The organism is Vibrio sp. 10N.247.310.24, assembly GCF_041467175.1.
GTDB lineage: Bacteria > Pseudomonadota > Gammaproteobacteria > Enterobacterales > Vibrionaceae > Vibrio > Vibrio tasmaniensis_A.
Map to the genome: position 1 here is coordinate 1 of NZ_JBFSUD010000070.1, position 23,974 is coordinate 23,974.

The following is a 23,974-nucleotide window of genomic DNA, read 5'->3' on the forward strand; positions in this document are numbered from 1 at the left end:
TTACCTCAGCCTTCCAAGCTGATGATGCGGGTTCGATTCCCGCTGCACGCTCCAATTCCTCCTTCTTTTTCGTTACGTGTTTTCTTCCAGCGACACCCTATTCAAAAAACTTCTCCACTCGTTAAATCTATAAGCATTAATCCATATAGCTTAAACCCATTTTGTTAAGTCTAACCAACCAACGCCAATTAAGCAGCTAGCGCTATTAACTCCTTAAATCGCTTCGAATTTCTTAAACCTTTCCCATCACATATTGCAGTCTAGCTTTTAACGATTTTCAAAATTGTTCCAATTTAATAATCTTGGTCAATATCCGAAAAAACAGTTGTGTTAATGTGCGCGCATTAGCAACAACCAAAAATAATTAAAAATGTTTAAAAGCAATGAGTTAACAATAAACATCGAAGCAATCAATGTCGCACTGTCAAAAGTCGAAAATGCGAACAAAATTCAGCTTAATACGTTGAAAGGTTATGTGAGCAGCGAACCAGAACAGGCCGTGCTTGCGTTTCGTTCTTTGAATGAAGTGGAATCGATCGACGACAAGCTTAAGAAGATCATGTCAGAGCTACCACACCTCAGTGGCGAAGCTCACCACTTACTGGAAACATCGATCCTATTACAGTAGTGGCCAAGAAAGATAAGTCTCAACTAGCGCGATGAGCTAAGACTTATCTTTTAGCTTTCTGTTTTTAGTACTTTTCTAGCAGCTATTTCTAGCTCTATTAGATAATGCCTAAAGCGTTATCGACTTCGCCATGCCCGCTTCCGCATGTCCTGGAATATTGCAAGCAAATTCGACTTGATTATCACCGTGGAAATGCCAAAGCATCTGCTTCGCTTTGCCCGGCTTAACTGTAACTGTACTACCCGAGTCATGAGTGTGGTTACCCATGTTTTTCATCATTTCACGGTGCTCTAACTGCTCTGAAGCAGGACCAATCGAGAATTCGTGATCAATCTTGCCCGTGTTCATAACAACGAACTGCACCACGTCGTTCGGCTCAATATCAACCTTGTTCTTAAAGGTGATTTTCATATCGTCACTTAACAGAACATGAACCACTTTATCCGGCTTTGCGCCTGTCGCAGGCATACCCACTTCAGACATGCCTTCCATATTCATCATTCCATCCATATTCATCATCTTCGAATGGTCCATCTTTCCATCCTTCATCATGCTGTGATCCATTTTTGAATGATCCATCTCTCCACTCTTCATCATCGAGTGGTCCATTTCAGCAAAAGCCGTTGCAGTAGTTAACGTCAGTGCAATCGCAATAAGTGTCTTTTTCATGATCGTTCCTTAGATTAATTCAGTTATTTATTTGTTAGTTTCACATGTTCATGTGGTACGCCCTTACCCACTCTGTATTGGTCAGTAAGGGCTAATAATCAATACGTTATTTGTTTGTCTCGTTTTGGCTATGCGTAATCTCACGCTGTTTCCAGAGCTTAAAGATTGCAGGCAAAACCAGTAGGGTAAGCAACAGTGCCGACGCCATTCCGCCTATCATCGGCGCGGCAATTCGTTGCATCACTTCAGAGCCCGTTCCCTCGCCATACATAATTGGAATGAGGCCAATGATCACCGTAAGTACTGTCATCATCACTGGGCGAACACGCAGTCCTGCTCCCTCACGAATCGCATCCGTTAAGTCTTCACTCTGAAGTGCTTGCTGGTTCTGCTCCGCATCCAATTTTTTGTAGTGCCATGCTTGGTTTAGGTAGACCAACATGATCACACCTATCTCAACAGCTACCCCGGCAAGGGCGATAAAGCCCACACCCACCGCAATGGAGAAGTTGTAATTGAGGACATGCATCAGCCATAGGCCACCAACCATTGCGAGTGGCAATGTCAGCATGATCATCATCACCTCACCGACGCGGCGGAAGCTGAGGTAGAGCAACAACATGATGATGGCGATGGTGATTGGCACAACGACACTCAAACGATCCTTCGCACGCTCCATGTATTCGTATTGACCAGACCACGCCAGTGAATAACCCGCAGGTAAGACGATTTGATCTGTAACGACTTTTTGCGCCTCTGCCACATAAGAACCAAGGTCGCGACCTTCGATGTCAACGAACACCCAACCATTAGGACGCGCGTTCTCCGTCTTAATCATTGGTGGCCCATCTTCATAGCGAATGTCTGCAACATCAGACAAAGCAATTCGCGCTCCATTTGGTGTCACTAACGGCAGGTTCTGCAACTTAGCGACAGAATCACGATAGCTTTGTGGGTAACGGACATTGATTGGATAACGCTCTAGACCCTCAACGGTTTCACCCACGTTCATGCCACCAACCGCAGTCGAGATAACCTGTTGCACTTCTTTAATGCTCAAGCCATATCGCGCAGCCGAGCGACGTTTAATGTCTATCGTCACATAGCGACCGCCCGCAACACGCTCGGCGTAGACAGAGGCCGTGCCACTGACACCATTCAAGATAGGTTCAAGTTGCGAACCAATATCTTCAATCACGCTCAGATCTGGGCCAGCGATTTTGATACCAATTGGCGTTTTGATACCGGTCGCTAACATGTCGATACGAGTTTTGATTGGCATAACCCACGCATTGGTTAAACCTGGGAACTGAATCAGATCATCAAACTCTTTACGCAGAGACTCCGTAGTGACACCGTCACGCCACTCATCTCGCGGTTTAAGCTGAATCACGGTTTCAATCATGGTTAACGGTGCAGGATCGGTTGCCGTCTCTGCTCGACCAATTTTGCCCCACGTGGTTTCGACTTCTGGAATGGTTTTAATGAGCTTGTTGGTTTGTTGCAACAACTCACGAGCCTTACCTATTGAGATGCCCGGATACGTGGTTGGCATGTACATCAAATCCCCTTCGTCCAAAGGAGGGATGAACTCACTACCAAGCTTACTGGTTGGGTAATAAGCAGACGCCATTAAGCCAAGTGCGATAACAATCATCACCTTTGGGTATTTTAGGCTGAGGTTCAGAAGCGGTTTGTACATCGCCACTAGGCTGCGGTTGACTGGGTTTTTGTGTTCAGGCAACACGTTACCGCGAATGAAGTAACCCATTAACACAGGCACCAGCGTGATTGCCAAACCAGCGGCTGCAGCCATCGCATACGTCTTGGTAAACGCAAGTGGCGAGAACATCTTGCCTTCTTGCCCTTCTAGCGCGAACACAGGCACAAAGCTCAAGGTAATGATAATCAGAGAGAAGAACAGTGGTGCGCCGACTTCTTCTGCTGCCTTACCAATCACTTGCCAACGGTTTTTGTCAGTGAGCGGAGTCCGTTCAATGTGTTTATGAACGTTCTCAATCATCACTATGGCACCATCCACCATGGCGCCAATCGCAATCGCGATCCCGCCAAGAGACATAATGTTGGCGTTAATACCCTGCCAATGCATAACGATGAATGCGCCTAAGATACCGACAGGCAGACTTAGCGCGATAACCAGTGATGATCGGATATGGAACAAGAACAGCGTACACACGACGGCGACCACGATGAACTCTTCAGCCAGCTTCTTCCAAAGGTTTTCAACGGCTGAATCAATCAAAGTAGAACGGTCATAAGTTGCAACAATCTCGACACCATCAGGCAAGCCAGCTTGCAGTTCAGCGAGCTTGGATTTCACCGAGTCGATCACTTCACTGGCATTTTCACCAAAGCGCATCACAATAACGCCGCCAACCGCTTCACCCTCACCATTGAGTTCAGAGATACCGCGACGCATTTGCGGGCCAAGATTAATGTCAGCAATGTCACCTAATAGCAACGGAGTACCTTTGTCGGTCACTTTTAGCGGCAGAGATTGAATGTCTTCAATGCTTGTCAGGTAACCGGTCGTGCGAACCATATGCTCGGCTTCGGCAATCTCAACAACAGACGCCCCTGTTTCTTGATTACCATCTTGGATTGCCTTGTTGACTTGCTGAAGCGTTAGGTCATAAGCACGTAACTTGGCAGGATCAATCTGTACTTGGTACTGCTTCACCATGCCGCCAACGGTCGCCACTTCAGACACGCCTTCTACGGTTTGCAACTCATACTTCAAGAACCAATCTTGCAAACTACGAAGTTCCGCTAAGTCGTGCTGACCGGTTTTATCTTGCAACACGTAGCTGTAAACCCAGCCCACACCGGTTGCATCTGGCCCTAGTGTTGGCTTAGCACTCGAAGGTAAGTTAGGTGCAACTTGGCTTAAGTACTCCAACACTCGTGAACGCGCCCAGTACATATCGATATCGTCATTGAAGATGATATAGACATAGGAATCACCAAAGAACGAGTAACCACGAACTGTTTCAGCACCCGGTACAGCTAACATGGCGGTGGTTAATGGATAAGTCACCTGATCCTCGACCACTTGTGGCGCTTGTCCCGGATAACTGGTTTTGATAATTACCTGAACATCTGATAAATCTGGAATGGCATCGACCGGTGTATTTTTAACGCTGTATAAGCCGCCAAATACGATGGCTACAGTGGCAACCAGCACTAAGAAGCGGTTGCTAATAGACCAGCGAATGATTGCATTGATCATAGTTCGCCCTCACCCGTGCTATTCGTCGGTTCGAGAGATTTGAGCACATAATCAGAACCCTGCTTCGCTACTAGAAACCGAATGGTTTGACCCTCGGCAAACTCAGATAAATCAAGGTCATCACTAGCTTGGAAATTCATTTCACCCGCTTTCCAATTCCATTCAGGGACAGGCTGATGTTTTACCGTAATCATGCCAAAATCTGCCATCAACATGGTAATGTCACCCGTTACCCAAACTTCGCCAGCGATCTTGTGTTTGTTGACCTTGTAATCAACAACCTCGTACTGCCCTGACTCTGTCTTTCTCATCTCAAAATCAATCGCCTTACCACGTTGCACGTCACTCATGTCTAAGCCTTCCGCAAACGTGAAATTCATCACCATGCCTGGCCAATCCCATTCTGGAACAGGCTGATGGTTAATCGTCACCATGCGGCTGCCTTGCATAACATCGGAAATTTCACCATTTGCCCATACGGTTTCAGCTTCTTCTTCAATACCATTGATGCGTGACAGATCTGCGGATTGGCTCGATTCAGAATCCAACATGAAGTGCGCAGAAGTGACAATGTTTTCGCCTTGCTCTAGCCCTTGAAGCACCTCTATTTTTTCGCCAGCTTCACGACCAACCTCAATACGAGCAGAACGATACTTGCCAGAACCTTCTGACATCACCACTCGAGTCATACCACCGGAGTGAATAACCGAAGATCTTGGGATAGTAAGAACGGCTTCATCACTGATGGGTTTCAGCGCAATATTGGCGAACATATTTGGCTTAAGCTCGCCATTTGGATTGGAGAACTTCAAACGAACGCGCAAAGTTCGAGTTTTCGGGTCCAGAATTGGGTAGACATAATCTACGTTGCCCTGCCACTCCTTACCGGGAATCGCATCCAGTGTCATCACTGCATTGCTGCCTGACGAGATCCAGTGCGCTTGACGCTCAAACACCTCAGCATCAACCCATACTTCACCTAATGGGCCTGCACTGATCACCGCTTGTGCAGGTGAAAGGTAACCACCTTCTCGGATATTCAGGCTTGCGATGACACCATCGGCTGGCGCTTTGACTTCAATGGTTTGTGAGGCTTTGCCTTTGCGCGTAATAGAGCGGATTTGAGTCTTATCAACACCCAAGGTAATTAAGCGTTCAGTCGAGCCCTTGATCAAACCATTACGACCCGTTTTATAAGCACTGATCAACTCTTCTTGTGCTTTAACAAGCTCTGGAGAATAGAGTGTGAAAAGCACATCACCTTTGTTTACCTTCTCACCCACTGCGTTGATGTAGAGCTTCTCAACCCAACCAGCTGCTCTTACGTTGGTTTGCCACAATGTACTTTCATCGAACGCCACATAACCCACGGTTTCAATCCGAGGAGATAGCGCTTCGAACTTAACTTTCGCTGTTTTGACACCCAGATTATTTTCTACCGACGAATCAATAAACACGGTTCCGGGCTTATCTTTGGCTCCGCCGTTCACATCGTCAGCATACACAGGGATAAGATCCATCCCCATTGGTGACTGGCCCGGCTTATCACGCTGATAATTTGGGTCCATCGGAGCCACCCAATACAAAGGTTCATCCTTGGTTTGTTTACTTACTTCGGCATCTGTACTCGTTGCCATTGCTGACATGTCGTGTGCTGGATTAATCAGAAAATGATTCACACCAAAACCCGATGCACCACCGACCAATAAAGCGATTGTTGCTACTTTTACTGAACTCATTGTCTATTCCCTTATTGATTGGCTGTGTGTTTAGTTGCGCTTGAGCTGAGTTGTGGTTGGTTTACTTGGTATTCAAAGCCACTGACTAACGCCGCCAGTTTGCTGTTAACGATGTTGAGATCGGTGATCAAACGTTGTTTCTCTAACTTAAGCGCCAGCTCATCGGTCGTTGCTGAAATGACATCGTTAAACTGGGCGGTATTGTTTTGATAGCCCCTCTCAACCGCGCTGATTCGGGCTGCGGTTTGAGGAAGCAAGGACGTTTGATAGCGATCTAATCGCTGGATCAGATTTGATCTGTCCACCAGCAATGCATTGACTTGGGCGTTCATTTGGGAAAGTAAGGTGTCTTTTTGAGATTTGGCTGCACCAACTTGATACTGAGCCGCCGATAAGTTTTTATCTTGTCGATTCCCTGTAAACAGCGGGATGTCGACTGTCAGATAAGCACTCACCAGATCAGAAGCAGGTTCACCCGCCATGTTATTGGCTTGACGGTGTGCATACATCACTTCCACCCCAAACTGCGGGGTATAAGCTTGCTCGGCTAACTCGACCTGAGTTTGATTGGAGGAAATACTGACATCGGAGATCTTAACCAAAGGATGGTCAGTCAGTAGCTGGTAGTGCTTGGTTGAATCGATATTGGTCGCTAATTTGCTTTCCAATAACGACCAATCGATTTGGTTAGTTGCATTCAGTGTACCCTGAGAATCAAGAACCTGAGAGCCTAGCCAATCAGAACCCAACCATTCAGAAAGCTGAGAGATTAGACGACGCTGAACCTGCTGGTTTGCCTGAAGTTTCTCATCAAGCTTGCTCACTTGAAGCTGAGCGTTAAGCAGATCTTGCGCTTCACTTTTACCAATCGAGTAATTGGTTTGTACATAGTTTTCAAGCTCAACCAACAAACGACGATTTTGACGAATCACCGACTCAGCCTTTTGCTGATAACCTAACTCAAGCCAAAGCTGCGTCATGCTATTCGCAACCGTCAATTCTCTTGCTTGCACCTGCAAAGCTAAAGCATCTGCCTGTTGGCCAGCCTTTTTCTGTTGGAGGTTAAGCGTATCGCCACGCTCAAACTGCTGCATCAACCCTACCGATATATTGGTCATAGGGTCTTCGTCGAATTGAAAGCTATCGACAGGCAAACCGCCAAATCCAACTTTCAATTTCGGGTCCATTAAGGTCGAGCTGGCAATGCCCGTTTCTCGCATCGCTTGAGACTGGGCAAAGTACTGCTTGCGATTTCCATCTTCGCTTAACGCGATCTCAATCAGTGTATTGAGTTGCTGCGTCGAGCTTGCTTGGTCATGTGCTGAAATGTGTTGAGCATTTGAAGCTGACGCCGTGGTAGCCGCGAGCGTAGCACTTGAAAACAAGGCTATGGGCAAGGCAGCAGCAACCACTAAGCTCGTGTTCATGACAAACACAGAGGTTGTTGGTTTCATATTCACAGTGAATGTCCATATCTAGCGCTAATTAGCGCATAAAAAAGAATGGCTTATCAGGTTTATCTAACTGATAGAGCTGTATTTTTAGATATAGATTTATGCGGAAGGTGGGCGTAGCAAAGATTGAGCGCGTGCGACTTTCTGGCCAATCGTGACCGATTGAAAACGAGCTAATGAAAAGGAAAGTTGATCAACGGCTTGAACAGCCTGGATTGGATAGGGACTTGCAGAACACATTGAGGCACAGCAATCGGCACTCGAACAATGGTTACCCATCATCGGACTGCCGTCTTCGCTCATTGAAGACATATCGAATTGAGCCATCAAAGCATGGGCACTCATGTTAGAGTCTTCAGCGTGTACTTCTTCACTCATCACATGACACCCTGCCATTGAATCATTAACCGAAGTATCGCTGTGGTAACAAGCCGACTTGCTCGACCCCATTTCCATCATCATTACTTCAGTCATCAAGGCTGAGGAGCTTGAGGCATAGCTAGACATCAACATCGCAATGATGCTGAAAACAATAATCCAAGTTTTTCGGAATGTGTTTGTCATAGTTTACCTTTGAATTTACAACGCAACTATAAACGTTCCCCTTAGGGTAAGGTCAATGCCATTGTGCCGATATTTACCTGACCGTTGAAAAAGTATTCATCCTCTCTTTCATCAAAATGAGATAATTCTTCGACTTTGCAGTTTTTTCTTTAAAAATTATCCAATTAGCTAGCGAAACCTCTATCTGTGTATTTTACTTAAGACAGTGCAACCACGATTCACGGATGATAAAAATGGCTAACAAAAAAAACGTCGAAGCAAACAAGAAAAATACAGAAATCAAAAATAAGAAAAGTAACAAGCTAGAACAAAAGAAACCAACACAAAAAAAGAAGCGCAGACTGCATTCACATCTAAAAGTGAATATCCCACTTTTTCAGTCACTCATGATGATTTTGCCATCATTGGCTAAACACGCTGCTGCAGAAAGTATAGACAATTCCAGCGACGCAGCAGATCAAGTAACCGCAAATAACGTGACCGAAAAAGATGTCACCGGTGACCATAACAAGGCGGACTCATCAGCGGTTGCTCTCCAAGAAGCTCAGACGAGCGACAGCGACGTAAACTCCACCTTAAGTGCAAGTCATGCCGCCCATGGTTCGAGCTCTCACTTGGTTCCTTCTCATCATTTATCGACGCTTTCTCACCCGCAAGTCCATTACATTCCTTCGGTATCGATGCCGACTATCTCCTCAGGAAGTAACGGTCAGCCGATTCATTCGAATGCGCCTACGACGCCCGCTTTACCCGTCACCTTTATGCCAGAAGTCATAAAAGGTACGTACGGAGAGCTTCATGTTGATGCAAATGGTCAATACACATTCGTATTGAATCCAAATTCTCCTCAATACATCCTGTTAAATCAGCACCAACCAGGTACTGACCATTTTGCGTTACATCTATCTAATGGCTCGAGCATCATTGTCCAGATACCAGTAACAGGTAAGCAAGACACGCCAAGTATTTCTGGAGACTTAACAGGTGTCGTAACAGAAGATCACAATATTGATTCACAAGGCTTGTTACATGCCAACGGAAAAATCGATGTCATAGACCCTGACCAAAATGAAAGTTCGGTTACACCGGAAGTTATCTCAGGTAAATATGGTTCATTAACTATCGATGCTGATGGACATTGGCAATATCAAGTTGATAACTCGCTCTCTAATGTTCAAGCTTTAACCGCAGCCACTTCATTGCACGAAAGCTTCACTATTCACACCAAAGACGGCACACCTCAAACGATCGATATGACGATCGGCGGGAACGACGACAACGCCGTAATTACGGGTGTGGATGCTGGCGTAGTAACAGAAGATTTAACGACACAAGTCCAAGGACAGCTTTCGGTAACGGACTCTGATCTTGGAGAAGACCACTTTCAAGCCTCACAAGTGACTAGTAATTTCGGTACGCTAAGCATCACCAAAGACGGTGCGTGGACATACAGTTTAGACAACAATAACCCAGTAGTTCAAAGACTTGGCCAAGGTTCAACTGCGACAGACATCGTCACTGTTCACTCAGCTGATGGTACAGCGCATCAAGTTATGGTTACGATCAATGGCACCAACGACCATGCAGTAATCACGAGTAGTACAGCAAATTCACCAAGTTCGTTTTTCGCGATCGGGACAAGTAATGGCTCAAGCCAAGTTACTGAAGATAAAGACCTAACGGTTTCAGGCCAACTCAACATCACCGATATCGACTCAAAAGAGGCGCATTTTTCTAATTCCGACCTCAAGGGGACACTGGGTACTTTACACCTTAAAGACAATGGCGATTGGACCTACGATCTAGATAATAAAAATCCACAAGTTCAGGCTCTTGGTCAAGGCTCTGCGACAACAGACATCATAACCATCCACTCCGCCGACGGCACTCCTCATCAAATTGCAATTACCGTTAACGGCACCAATGATAAAGCCGTGATAAGCGGAACCAGTGCCGGCGTGGTAACCGAAGAGTCCCAACTTCAGACCTCGGGCACACTTGCGGTAACGGATGTAGATACTGGCGAAGCGCACTTCGCTACTTCATCCACAGGAAGTACCGATATTGCAGGCTCGTTTGGTATGCTACATCTAACCGATTCGGGGGCTTGGACGTACGTTCTTGATAATAAAAACCCTAACGTTCAAGCATTAGGTAAAGGAGCAACCGCTACCGACACCATCACCGTTCATTCTGCTGATGGCACGCCGCATCAAGTTACGATTACAGTAAATGGTACAAATGACACAGCTACTGTCAGCAGTGCGACCGTCGCCATCGATGAAACCGACAAAGCGGTAACCACCTCAGGCACCCTCACCAGTACCGATGTTGATAACCCAGACAATACCTTCACACCAGATTCTATCTCAGGCACCAACGGTGATCTCACCATTGATACCACTGGCCACTGGGTATTCACCGCCAACAGTGCGTTTAATCAATTAAACGTCGGCGATAAAGTAGAAGAAACCTTCACGGTGTCGTCTGTTGATGGCACAGCGTCAACGATCAAAGTGACAATTAATGGCACCAATGACAAAGCCGTGATAAGCGGAACAAGTGCCGGCGCGGTCACCGAAGAATCTCAACTTCAAACCTCTGGCTCACTGACTGTGACTGATGTTGATGCCGGTCAAGCACACTTCTCCAATACCGATATTGCTGGGACTTTAGGCACCTTACACCTCACTAATTCGGGGACATGGACTTACGACTTAGATAACACCAACCCAACCGTTCAAGCGTTAGGTAAAGGAACAACCGCTACCGATACCATTACTGTTCATTCTGCTGACGGCACACCACATCAAATTACTATCACGGTTAATGGCACTAACGACAAGGCCATCATTGGCGGGACAAACTCTGGTGCAGTGACTGAAGAATCTCAACTTCAGACGTCAGGTACACTGACTGTCACTGACGTAGATACTGGCGAAGCACACTTCTCCAACACTGATATTGCAGGCACATTAGGCACTTTACATTTAACTGATAACGGCACTTGGACTTACGATTTAGATAATACGAATCCACAAGTTCAAGCCTTAGGTAAAGGCGCGACAGCGACTGATACTATTACTGTCAACTCAGCAGATGGTACGCCGCATCAAATTACCATTACGGTGAATGGGACTAATGATACGGCTGTAATTGGTGGGACTTCTGCAGGCGCAGTGACCGAAGAAACGCAGTTACAAACCTCAGGCTCGCTGACTATTACAGATACCGATACCGGTGAAGCACACTTCTCAAATACTGATATTAAAGGCTCGCTTGGGACATTGCATTTAACCGATGCTGGGCAGTGGACTTACGATTTAGATAACACAAACCCAACGGTACAAGCCCTAGGTAAAGGCGCTGCAACAACCGATACCATCACTGTTCATTCTGCTGATGGCACGCCACATCAAGTGACTATCACAGTAAATGGCACCAATGATACGGCTGTAATTGGCGGTACAAGTGCTGGCGCAGTGACAGAAGAAACACAACTGCAAACCTCAGGCATATTGACCGTTACGGATATCGATACTGGTGAAGCACACTTTGCGAATACTGATATCCAAGGCTCCTTAGGTACATTACATCTAACAGATAATGGCGCTTGGACGTACGACTTAGATAACACTAAACCAGCAGTTCAAGCATTAGGTAATGGCGCAACCGCTACTGATACCATTACCGTTCATTCAGCCGATGGTACACCTCATCAGGTCACCATTACGGTGAACGGCACTAATGATAATGCTGTGGTAGGTGGAGTAGATACTGCAAGCGTCACTGAGAAAGCGGCTGGAGATAATATGTCACCAGATCATGCTCAATCGGGTATGGCGACACTTCGAGTTAGTACACTAAACGCTAATGGACATTTATCTGTGATTGATCCTGACTCTGGTCAGTCTGGCTTTGCTGATAATAATGTGGGGTATAACTATCACGGTACATATGGTGACTTAATTTTAAATCCAAATGGCGATTGGAATTACTATGCCGATGCTGGAAGTCTCACTCACATTGGTGGAAGGCCCACGACCAGAGGCTCCGCTATCGATAAGTTAGGTGAGGGTGAAACACTCACAGACACTATCACCGTTCACACAAAAGATGGAACACCACATAATATAGTCATCACTATCAATGGTAGTAACGACAGGCCTTATTGCTCTTCAGAAGTACAACTCAACGCAGGTACTGAAGATACGAGACAAACCATTACAGCTGCACAACTGTTACAAAATTCAATAGATGTCGATAAAAATGACTCTGGACTGCTTACAGTAGCAAACCTTCATCCAGATCACGGCTCGATTTTAGATAACCAAAATGGTACATACACTTTCACACCAGAAAAAGACTATAACGGTAAAGTTCATTTCACCTATGATGTCAAAGATGCACATGGCGGTGTCACTCATACTGGAGCTACCAGCAGTTTAAGTGCAGTTGCTGATAAAGCGGTTATAAGCGGTAGTGATACCGGAACGATTATTGAAGATCATAATGTGGGTCACAGTTCATTACAGCCTGTCGTTGCATCGGGTTTGCTGAGTGTGACAGATCCTGATGCAGGGCAAGACCATTTTCAGGTCAATCTGTTATTAGGAGAACAGGCGATTCACGATCCCTTTGGTGGTTTTTTACGCATTACACCAAGTGGCGCTTGGGGATATGAAGTAGCCAATAGTCGCTTGCAATCATTAGCAGAAGGTGAAGTAGAAAAAGTTGTATATCGTGTTTACTCTGCAGACCACACTGCCCACGATATAACAATAACGGTGACAGGCACCAATGATAAGCCAACCATCACTGCGACGACACTGGCACATGGCACTGAAGATACACACTACCAAATACAAGCCAGTCAGTTTGGATTCAGTGATATCGACACAGGCGATACGTTACATTCCATAGCAATCACAGATCTACCATCAGCAACACAAGGTAAGTTTGTGCTTGATGGACACGATGTTACAACGGGACAACACATCCCTACAGCTGACATCAGTAAGCTTCAGTTCGTTCCTGCGCAAGATTTTAATGGCGATGTTCAGTTTAAATATACTGTTAACGATGGGCATACCGACTCTGCAGAGGCTACCAACACACTTCATATTGATGCGGTGGGAGATAAAGCCGTTATATCAGGTGTGGATACTGGCGATGTTTATGAAAACAGAAACCCTGATATGTCGCCAGACTTTGCCCAGTCAGGTATGGCGCATTTAACTAATAGTATGATTCATGTTGAGGGGCAACTAACAATCATCGATCCAGATACCGGCGAGAATAGTTTTGATTCTAAAGGTATTGGTTATACCTATCATGGAAAATATGGCCATTTGATTCTTAATACAGATGGTAAATGGTTTTATGGTGTTGCGACCGGTACTGCTGATGTAAATGGTGGATTAACAACAAATGTAGGATCGACGATTGATCAACTTGGTGCAAATGAGACACTCACTGATACGATAACGATACAAAGTAAAGACGGTACTACTCATGATATTGTTATCACCATTCATGGCGACAACGACCGTCCATACTGCTCTTCAGAAGTGCAGCTCAACAGCGGTAAAGAAGACCTCGCGCAAACCATCACGGCCAGCGAACTCTTAGCAAACACTATAGACGTGGATAGCAACGACCTAGGCAAACTCACCGTTGCGAATCTTCACGCTGATCATGGTTCTATTCTAGATAATCAAGACGGCACCTACACTTTTACTCCAACCAAAGACTATAACGGCCAAGTTCATTTTAGCTATGATGTGACAGATGCGCATGGCGGAACGACTCATACAGGGGCGTCTACCACACTCACCGCTACCCCAGACGGCGCCATCATTTCAGAAGTAACAACTGACCACGTCACTGAAGATGGTTCACACAGCAGCCACAATGCAGGGGTTACAACTGAGCTCGCGAATGGAAGACTACAAGTTGTGGATCCAGATAGCGGGGAGAATAAATTCCAATACAGCCAGTTTGGTGAATCAGCAGTTCACGATCCGTTTGTTGGCATGTTACGTATTGATAGCATGGGCAATTGGGGGTACAGCGTTAATAATGCCAATTTGCAACACCTTGCTCAAGGGCAAACTGAAACCGTTATCTACCGTGTTCATAGTTATGATGGAACGGCATACGAGTTGCACATAGACGTTGTAGGCACCAATGATGCGCCAACCGTTACCCAAGTTGCGCTAAGTAACGGCACTGAAGACACGCATTATCAAATGCAAGCGAGTCAGTTTGGATTTACGGATGTTGATAGTGGCGATACGCTACATTCAGTTGCAATCACAGATCTACCACCAGCAACACAAGGTAAATTTGTGCTTGATGGACACGATGTTACAGCGGGGCAACACATCCCTACAGCTGACATCAGTAAACTTCAGTTCGTTCCTGCGCAAGATTTTAATGGCGATGTTCAGTTTAAATATACTGTTAACGATGTGCATGATGACTCACAAGAGGCTACTAACACTCTTCATATTGATGCGGTTGGTGACACAGCAGTAATCACTGGAACGACAACTGGCGATGTCGATGAAGGGCATGGTACCTATCATGATCGGTCACCAAACTACGCACAGCTTGGGATGGCTAAATTAACCAATGACCCTTTATATACTGATGGCAAGTTAGAGATTATTGACCCAGACACTGGCGAAGCACAATTTGATACAAAAGGCATAGGCTACTCCCACCATGGCACTTATGGTCAATTAATACTAAATGCCGATGGTAATTGGCATTATAAGGTTACCGTTGGTAGTAACCAACAAAACGTAGCCACAAAGATCGATCAATTAGGCGATGGGCAAGAATTAACAGATACGATTACCATTTATTCTAAAGATGGTACTGCGCAAGACATAGTCATTACCATTCATGGTGATAATGATAGACCTTATATCAGTTCTGAAGTAACACTTTCCACAGGCACAGAAGATACAGCTCTTACTTTCACCAAAGCTGATTTATTAGGCAATACTGTCGACGTGGATGCCAATGACGCAGGTAAGCTTTCCATTGAGAATCTGTTAGTCGATCACGGCTCTGTAGTCGATAACAAAGACGGCACCTACACTTTTACTCCAACCAAAGACTATAACGGCCAAGTTCATTTTAGCTATGACGTCACAGATGCGCATGGCGGAACGACTCATACAGGAGCAATCACAACCCTTGCAGCAGTTAATGATGCCGCCACATTTGCCGGTGACTCCAGCAGCATAAAAGAAGATACAAACATTCACCACAACGCGCATATCACGGGGTCAGCAACTATTCCAGATGCCCTTTATTGCCATGGGCACCTGATTGTTTCTGACGCTGATGGTCATGGCGAAGCTGCATTAGATCTTAAGGGGCAACCGAAAATATCTCTGGATGGAACCTATGGTCATTTCGACATCACTAGTACTGGGACATGGGTTTATAAAGCAGACAACAAGAGTACGCAGATTCAAGACTTAGACAATGGACAAACACTCACAGATAGCATTGAAGTCACATCAAAAGACGGTACCAAGCATTCAATAACCGTCACGATTAATGGGACCACCGATGATCCTGTTCTACACAGCCTCAGTGATTCTGGTGTTCAACATAGTGGTCCAGTTCAAGGGAATCTACTTACTGGCTCTGGGACGGATCAAGGATTGAGTGGTGCAGCAACAGACACCGATTCCAACGCACATCTGGTGTTGCAAGATATTCAAATAAAGGACCCCGTGTCAGGTTATGTCGCGGTAAGGCCTGGGCAACCACATACTATGGCCGGTATCGGTACACTCGCGATCGAAGCGAATGGTCATTATACCTTCACCCCGGAAGCTGGCTTTACAGGTAAAGTGCCAAGTATGGTTTATCGTGTCGGTGATGATGGGGGTAACCCAATAGGAGATTCTTCTCAAAACTCTCTCTCTATTGAAGTCACCCCTCCTCTACAACATGCGCCAACGGTGACAGGGCAAACTGTTTCTACAAATGAAGACATCACCAGAACCTTTACCACCAGTGAATTTGGTTACAGTGATCAAGATGGCGATGCGTTACAGTTCGTGACTATTAGCAGCTTACCGAGTCATGGATTATTACTTTTAAACGGTAACGCCGTAACCGCCAACCAGCAAATCAGCAAGGCTGACTTAGACGCAGGCCATTTAACTTTCACGCCGAGCAATAATGAAAACGGCGCCAACTATGCACAATTTACATTTACTGCGAATGATGGCCATAAAAATTCGGCAAGCGCAACGATGGTAGTGGATGTCAATGCAGTCAATGATGCACCTATCGTTGGATCGAGTTTTATTAGTTCTTTAGAAGATAAGCCTCATGCGTTCACCACCGCAGACTTTAAATATTCTGATATTGATGGAGATGCGTTAAACCACATCACGATTACCAATGTCGCCCATGGCGTGTTATCGCTGAATGGCGCCACAGTGAATGTTGGTGATGACGTCAGCGCCTCCGACGTTTCATCACTCATCTTCACCCCAACTCACAACTACTTTAGTTCTGGTGTCAGCGGATTAGGGGCGGTGCAATTTACCGCAAACGATGGTCATCTTGATTCAAAAGAAGGGTCAATACTCATTAATATAGCGAGTGTCGCTGACCCTGCAACATTCAGTGGAGACTCCACAGGAGTGGCAAAAGAAGACATAACACTTCAAGCTTCAGGTACGTTGACGGCGAGTGACCCTGATGGAACCGCAGGGTTTACCGCGGTACAGGGTGGAGCTGGAATAGCCGGAAGCAAAGGCTATGGGCACGCTCATATCGATGTAAATGGTCACTGGACTTACGACCTTGACAACAACCATCCTATAGTTCAACAGCTTGGCGAAGGTCAGACAGACACTGAAACCATCACGGTTCAATCTGCAGATGGCACGCACCATGATATCGTGGTTACCATTACCGGAACCAATGACGCACCGATTCTCGGCGTTAACCAAACATCATCAACGACAGGTACATTAACAGAGACTGATGTAGATGTTACTGACTCTCATACCTTCTCTATTGTCAGTTCAACAGGGCAATTCGGTTCACTGTCCGTCGATCCAAATACTGGTGACTACGTCTACACACCAAATACGTCTATCACAGGAATGAGTTATAACTCTGCCACCAACTCCTATCATGGTGTCGATGTATTCGAAGTAAAAGTCAGTGACGGCCATACGGAAGATTCGAAATTCATCACCTTTGATGCCTCGGGACATGTCACCATGTCACCAACGGGTAGCTTAGTCACCTCGACGACTGTTCTGCACCAACCTGTGGTAACTACGACGCAACCAACCTTGCCTTCAGGCACTAACGTCGCGCCAACGAACACCGTTACTCTGGATCTCGCGTCAACAAGTGATTCAGGTTCGTCTAACACTGACAATCTGACTAATGATGCCACTCCAACAATTACCGGACACACCGATATTCCATATTCTCAAGTGACGATATACGATGGTTCAAAACCTATTGGACATGCGGTATCTAATGCTTCAGGTCAATATAGCGTAGTGGTCGATAGCTTAACCGATGGCAATCATAATCTATCCGCTAAGGCATTAACTCCTTCATCTGGGCTATCAACAATATCTTCGCTTCTTTCCGTCCATATAGATACACAAGTACACGTCGGTATTCAAACAGACCCAATTACCGCCGACAATGTGATTAATGCTCAAGAATCCAACAGCTCCATTGACATCACCGGATCCGTTTCTGGCGATTATAATGCAGGCGACATTGTGACTTTAGATGTAAATGGGACACAGCATACTGGCGTGGTCGATGCAAAAGGACACTATTCAATTGCCGTACCTGGAAGTGAACTCATTGCCGATGCTGACCAAAAAATAGAGGCATCAGTAGCGGTAACAGATAGCGCAGGTAATAGCGCTCATGCCACTGCAGATGTTACTTACCAAGTCGATACACAGGTTAGCGTTCCTACGATTACCTTTGAAAACGCAGGGGCAGACAACTTATACAGCAAAGCTGAAATCGCCCGAGGACAAGCAAACACGATCACTGCAACCGTTACGCCTCCTGGTGATGCCAAAATCGGTGAGCATCTTGTCGTTAACGGTCAGGATCATGTATTAGATGCTCATACTCTACAGCACGGAATACAAATTGAAGTTCATCCGGGTTCTAATGTACAAGCAACAATGACTGACGAACACGGTAATACCGCAGGTAGCCAAGGTTTTGCTGCAAGCGCTATTCCTGAACCAATTATTGTCAGACCGCCATCGGGAAGCCACCAAGTGTCTGGCACACTTGGGGTGCCACCACTATTACCATCGTTAACTCCGGTACCAACAGCACAAAGCGGTTGGCGAATCCATTTACCTAATGGACAATATGTCACCAGCCACCATGGGCAATATGGAACATTAACCATTGACCCTCAAACCGGCCACTTACATTACCAAGAGCAAGCTCAGGTTCATACGGGCCCACATGGCAGCGCTTCAGGTATCGGTCAACACGAAGATAAATTTGAAGTAGCATTACAAGGGTCAAATCAAGATGAAGTGGTCGCCCATGTGAACATCCAGATACTCAGTCATGGGCCAGGAAATAGTGGAAAGCTGACAGTTGGAACTGAAGTGGTTGATATGACGATCACACCTTTAGTCCATACATCGCACCCTGCTCCACCGCCACCGCCTCCTGTTCAACATGACGAGCCAGACATGGCTTCGCAAGCCGACTTTACGGTCACACTAAGCGATGATAGCAATCTAGATTTAACCCAGCAGACCCATCAAGAACCCGATCAGAAAAGCAGTCACCATGGTGCAGCCGCTTATCTGGATGCATTGGGCATTAAACCCGATGCGACATCGACAACGGTTCACGATCAACCTGCGGATATGGATATCGTACTTGCACAAGTCGACCAACCAGATGCAGCAACACATGACCAAGCGCACTTGGATATGTCAGACGCGCTGGAACACCATGATGCAAACATCAACCATAACCAAGATGATGAGCACCACCACCACAACGATATCGATGGGTTACCGGACATTGATCCAAATAGTTAACGCATAAAATGCCAATCACTAAAACCAAAAAAGGAACACTATTTAGTGTTCCTTTTTATTTCTATTCTCTTTTAAATTTCAGTTATAACCTATAATCTCAAAGCTAACTTAATGTAACGAAAAATCATGGAGTTATGCTTACTTCCAGTACCCGAATGGCGATATAGTGGCGGCAAATTTTAATCACAAGAAACAAGGGTTGTGTCGCAAACAAGGGGGTAGGTTATGATCACCCCTCAACATTCTTCAGCTTTAACATTATGACTATTAAGTTTACTGGCCGTCACTTTCCTTCTGAGATCAGACTACAGTCCGTTCGTTACTATGTTTCCTACAAGCTGAGCTACCGTGAAATTAAAGAGGTGTTAGCTGAGCACGGCATCAGTGTTGACCACTCAACATTGAACCGTTGGATCATTAAATACGCTCCCCTGCTTGAGCACCAGGCACGTAAATAAAGAAGCCAGTCGCGTCTGCGTGGCGAATGGACGAGACATACATTAACGTCAAATGTCAGTGGAAATATTACTATCGAGTCGTTGAGAAGCACGGTCATTTCATTGATTTTTTACTCTGCAAACGCCGTGATGAGAAAACGGCTCGCGCCTTCTTTGCCAAGGCAATCTGCTATAAGGGTTTACTAGGAAAAGTGGTTAGCGATAAGAGTGGTGCCAACGCGTTAGCGTTACATAATGTCAATGTTTAACTCTGGCTGATGGGAAATCAGATGAGGGAGCCAGTTCCACCCTGGCAGGCGTGGAACTGTGGTCGATAATTAAAAGTGAACAGCTCGATAATCCTGAAGGCTTATCTGCTTGGGAGCAATTTTACGCCCTAGCAGCCTAATTGCATCTGAAGATCTGTACACTTGTACTTCGTCATAACTTTGCGACACAACCGTATTAATGGTACAGATCACATTACATCAAAGCCACTGATTAGACCAGGCAACAAACTTTTCATGATATTCTGTCCCGCTTTATTATTATCGTCTATTTGATATCAATTGATTAGCACCATTATTCATCTTGCCTAATCGTTATCATGACTTTTAGTTTCAAAAATAAGAGTAGTATATGAAGCCTAGAGCACCTTTATTCTTGCTTGCAATCACCATTATTTATATTGTTTATTCATTTCTTCGAGGTTATACCGACTTACATATATCGAGCGTATTTACTCCACTAATTTTGTTCCCGTTTGCAATATTACACGGTAGTGTCTATTGCGGTATAAAGAAAATGTCATGTTTCTTTCTATTAGTCTTCGTTGTCAGTGTTTTCTACGAAAGCGTTAGTATTTCAAGTGGATTTCCTTTCGGTCACTATTATTATTCTGACCGACTAGGAATTAAAATATTTGACGTCCCATTAGCAATCATGCCGACCTACTTCAGTTTGGGTTATGTCTCTTGGTTTATATCAACCATCCTTCTTAATCAGTTTGATAAACCGATACAAACGAAAAGTAAAGCAATCATCATCTCTCTTACTGCCTCATTTGTAATGGTTTCATGGGATGTCGTTATGGATCCTGTGAATTCGCTCATCAAATCGCTGTGGGTCTGGACCGATCGTGGTGTGTATTTTGGCGTTCCGTTAAGTAATTTCTTTGGGTGGTTTTTATGCGTATTTACCTTTTATTTGCCTTTCTCATTATGGTGCTACAACGATAAAGTACATTTGAAGCAAATCCCGCCCCATGGTTACTTATACCTGCCCTCAATCATTTACGTTACCATAATGTCAAAATACATCCTTTGCTTCTTGTTCAAAGACAACCTTGATGTCGCCACTTTGCATGGCGAAATTTTTAGCTCAAAAGACATTTATGGAAGTGTGATGCTTATTGGTATCTTTACTATGCTGCCAATCGGTATCCAATCTATCTATAAGATCTACCGACACCGCAGTCACTCGCTCTGAGCGACAAGAGTTCTTTAGTTCACACAATACGGTACTCACATTGTTTACACGCGCTAGCGTTGTATCACAACCAAAGTTTCGTATTACGATAACAAGCATGCTAAGCCGCTCTCAGCACCTCCTATTCATAGCATTCAGATCAAGTTAAGGTAATACAAATGCAGAAAATTGAACAGCTTCCAATGCCTCCTAAATCGGGGATTTTGGGGCATGTGAGTTATTTGAAGAAACCCAATGTTCATCAACAGATGCTGTCTTGGGTGAATGAATATGGTGCTTATTTTCGTTTGAAACTGGGAATGAAGGATGTAATGGTTCTCTCTGAACCCTCTCAGATTAAGGCGATTTTAAAATCGAGGCCAGATGACTTTCGCCGTTTGAAAAGCATTGAAAGTGTGTTTGAAGAAGCAGGGCTTAACGGTATTTTTTCTGCAGAAGGTGATCGTTGGAAACATCAGAGAAAGTTGACTGAGCCTATGTTCCAGCCTAGCCACCTTAAACATTTTTACCCTAAGTTAAGTGTGATTACCGAACGTTTAAGAAAGCACTTTGAAAAGTTATCAGAATCAGGAACTGTCGTTGATTTAGTTAGCGAATTCAAAAAATACACAGTAGATGTCACATCATTGTTGGCTTTTGGTGAAGACTTTAATTCGATTGAGCAATCAGACACTCCTCTTGGAGAAAGTTTACGACATGTCTTTCCTGTGATTAGCCAGCGCTCTAAGTCTCCTATTCCTTTATGGCGATTTTTCAAAACCAAGAAAGATACTCAGTTCGATGCAAGTTTAGAAGAGATCGGTCATTTTGTGTCGACTTGTATTGATAAGCAGCGCACGCGTTTGGCTGAGTGTCCTGAACTTAGAGAGTCGCCAGAAAATATGCTTCAAATAATGCTGCTGGAACAAGAATTGGATACATCACTGACTGATCGAGATATTCTAGCGAACGCCATTACTCTGTTATTAGCAGGGGAAGATACCACAGCAAACACTCTTGCTTGGATGGCGTTTCTTGTGAGTGGAAACCAAGGTAGCGAGCAAGCTTTACAAAGTGAACTGGCTGATCTGGGAGAAGCTTCTGTATTAGAGTGGCCGATCCCTCGGGTTCCCTACATGACAGCAATTATGTATGAAGCGATGCGCCTTAAACCTGTGGCTCCTCAGCTTTACCTAGAGCCGACAAAAGATACTTATCTTGGTGATTTTGAAATAAAAAAAGGCACGCCTGTTTTCGTAATACTGCATGCTAACGGTTTTGATCCCGATTTGTTTGAAGATCCAATGTCGTTCGATCCTAATCGTTGGATAAATAAAAAAGGGGCGTCATTTTCGAACCTTCAACCATTTGGCGGGGGGGCAAGGCTTTGTCCGGGTCGTTCACTCGCTATTATGGAAATAAAATTGGCGTTTCATTCTTTATTTAATGAATTTACGTTAGAGCCTCAGCAAGCTCCTGAAGATGTGTTCGAACAGTTCGCGTTCACCATGTCGCCTGTTGGATTTAAAGTCAAAATTAAAAAAGTTGCTGATGCTGACAAGAGGAATATCAAACTTTAACTGGGCAAGAAGGACAGCATATGGATGACCTAAAGCTGGAATTAAAGTGTACCTTTATCCAAAGTAAGTGGCTTGGTGAAGAAGATAGACGGAATTTGAGACATCGTGCTTTTAAATATCTTCAATTAGAAGAAGACTTTTGTTCTTTAATCGATAATTATCCCGCAAACGATCTTATTATGGAACTCAAATCTCTTCTTCTCAAGTGAGGTTGGCATTGCCTTCTCCTAGGGGGTTTGTCGCGAACAAGGGTGGTAGGTTCTGATCATACTGCAGTCCGTTCGTTACTATATTTCCTACAAACTGAGCTACCATGAAATTGAAGAGCTGTTAGCTAAGCGCGGCCTCAGTGTTGACCACTCAACATTGAACCGTTGGGTCATTAAATACGCTCCCCTGCTTGAGCACCAGGCACGTAAATAAAGAAGCCAGTCGCTTCTTCGTGGTGAATGGACGAGACGTACATTAACGTCAAAGGTCAGTGGAAATATTACTCTCGAGTCGTTAGAAGCACGGTCATTTCATTGATTTTTCACTCTGCAAACGCCGTGATGAGAAAGCGGCTCGCGCCTTCTTTACCAAGGCAATCTGCTATAATGGTTTACCAGGAAAAGTGGTTAGCGATAAGAGTGGTGCCAACGCGTTAGCGTTGCATAATGTCAATGTTCAACTCTGGCTGATGGGAAAAATACTCAACTTGATTGAAGTGTGTCAAATTAAATATCTGAACAATATAGTTGAGCAAAGTCATCGAAAAGTGAAAGGTAAAATAAATCAGTGCCTGGGGTGGAGCTGTGGTCGATAAGGCTTTGTTGCGTAATTCAATGTAGCTAAATCAAGAACCTACGATCTGATCAGCTACCTCCACCCTCCTCGTAGCTCTATGCCCAAGCCTCGTTATAAAACAACCAATCACTCATTAACCGTGGCTCTCTGACCTTTTGGATTGATGAAGAAGCAATAAGCGGGTGGGCGCAAAGTAAACAGAATAAGCGCGGGAGGCCGCGTCGGTTCAGTGATTTAGCTATCACGACAGCACTCATGGTGAAACGAGTTTTTTCTATGCCACTGAGAGCGCTGCAAG

General features: G+C 45.0%; 9 protein-coding genes and 3 pseudogenes. 7 read left to right on the plus strand and 5 right to left on the minus strand.

Annotated elements, in window-relative coordinates:
* Positions 1-370: 370 nt before the first annotated feature.
* Complete coding sequence (locus AB6E08_RS17990; RefSeq protein WP_016788617.1) at positions 371-628, plus strand: hypothetical protein; 258 nt, start codon at positions 371-373, stop codon at positions 626-628.
* Positions 629-736: 108 nt separating this feature from the next.
* Here the strand turns inward: AB6E08_RS17990 and AB6E08_RS17995 are convergent, their stop codons facing one another.
* From AB6E08_RS17995 to AB6E08_RS18015, 5 genes are all read right to left on the minus strand, one after another.
* Entirely contained in the window at positions 737-1,297 is a 561-nt protein-coding gene (locus AB6E08_RS17995; protein WP_372063362.1) for a cupredoxin family protein, read from the minus strand.
* Positions 1,298-1,403: 106 nt separating this feature from the next.
* Positions 1,404-4,547, minus strand: a complete 3,144-nt coding sequence (locus tag AB6E08_RS18000; protein ID WP_372063360.1) for an efflux RND transporter permease subunit — start codon at positions 4,545-4,547, stop codon at positions 1,404-1,406.
* Complete coding sequence (locus tag AB6E08_RS18005) at positions 4,544-6,286, minus strand: efflux RND transporter periplasmic adaptor subunit (RefSeq protein ID WP_372063358.1); 1,743 nt, start codon at positions 6,284-6,286, stop codon at positions 4,544-4,546. The genes AB6E08_RS18000 and AB6E08_RS18005 overlap by 4 nt, the downstream gene beginning before the upstream one ends.
* A gap of 11 nt (positions 6,287-6,297) precedes the next feature.
* Entirely contained in the window at positions 6,298-7,740 is a 1,443-nt protein-coding gene (locus tag AB6E08_RS18010) for a TolC family protein (RefSeq protein WP_372063382.1), read from the minus strand.
* Between the two features lie 99 nt (positions 7,741-7,839).
* On the minus strand, positions 7,840-8,304 hold the full coding sequence (locus AB6E08_RS18015) for a hypothetical protein (protein WP_017059270.1): 465 nt from the start codon (positions 8,302-8,304) through the stop codon (positions 7,840-7,842).
* 233 nt (positions 8,305-8,537) lie between these two features.
* Here AB6E08_RS18015 and AB6E08_RS18020 point away from each other — a divergent pair, with 233 nt between their 5' ends.
* From AB6E08_RS18020 to AB6E08_RS18045, 6 genes and pseudogenes are all read left to right on the plus strand, one after another.
* Complete coding sequence (locus AB6E08_RS18020) at positions 8,538-19,406, plus strand: VCBS domain-containing protein (RefSeq protein WP_372063356.1); 10,869 nt, start codon at positions 8,538-8,540, stop codon at positions 19,404-19,406.
* A 260-nt stretch (positions 19,407-19,666) separates the two neighbouring features.
* Positions 19,667-20,252: pseudogene (locus AB6E08_RS18025) on the plus strand (IS6 family transposase).
* Between the two features lie 230 nt (positions 20,253-20,482).
* A complete protein-coding gene (locus AB6E08_RS18030) occupies positions 20,483-21,331 on the plus strand; it encodes a carotenoid biosynthesis protein (RefSeq protein ID WP_017104230.1) in 849 nt (282 codons plus the stop codon).
* Between the two features lie 158 nt (positions 21,332-21,489).
* Positions 21,490-22,890 (plus strand): cytochrome P450, encoded by a 1,401-nt coding sequence (locus AB6E08_RS18035; protein ID WP_017104229.1) that lies wholly within the window; start codon positions 21,490-21,492, stop codon positions 22,888-22,890.
* A gap of 261 nt (positions 22,891-23,151) precedes the next feature.
* A pseudogene (locus AB6E08_RS18040) lies at positions 23,152-23,695 on the plus strand (IS6 family transposase).
* 78 nt (positions 23,696-23,773) lie between these two features.
* Positions 23,774-23,974, plus strand: a pseudogene (locus tag AB6E08_RS18045) (transposase); the annotation flags it as partial.

Excerpts from the sequence above, each read along its gene's own strand:
- AB6E08_RS17990 (WP_016788617.1), top strand. The coding sequence starts at position 371 with ATGTTTAAAAGCAATGAGTTAACAATAAACATCGAAGCAATCAATGTC.
- AB6E08_RS17995 (WP_372063362.1), bottom strand. The coding sequence starts at position 1,297 with ATGAAAAAGACACTTATTGCGATTGCACTGACGTTAACTACTGCAACG.
- AB6E08_RS18000 (WP_372063360.1), bottom strand. The coding sequence starts at position 4,547 with ATGATCAATGCAATCATTCGCTGGTCTATTAGCAACCGCTTCTTAGTG.
- AB6E08_RS18005 (WP_372063358.1), bottom strand. The coding sequence starts at position 6,286 with ATGAGTTCAGTAAAAGTAGCAACAATCGCTTTATTGGTCGGTGGTGCA.
- AB6E08_RS18010 (WP_372063382.1), bottom strand. The coding sequence starts at position 7,740 with ATGAAACCAACAACCTCTGTGTTTGTCATGAACACGAGCTTAGTGGTT.
- AB6E08_RS18015 (WP_017059270.1), bottom strand. The coding sequence starts at position 8,304 with ATGACAAACACATTCCGAAAAACTTGGATTATTGTTTTCAGCATCATT.
- AB6E08_RS18020 (WP_372063356.1), top strand. The coding sequence starts at position 8,538 with ATGGCTAACAAAAAAAACGTCGAAGCAAACAAGAAAAATACAGAAATC.
- AB6E08_RS18030 (WP_017104230.1), top strand. The coding sequence starts at position 20,483 with ATGAAGCCTAGAGCACCTTTATTCTTGCTTGCAATCACCATTATTTAT.
- AB6E08_RS18035 (WP_017104229.1), top strand. The coding sequence starts at position 21,490 with ATGCAGAAAATTGAACAGCTTCCAATGCCTCCTAAATCGGGGATTTTG.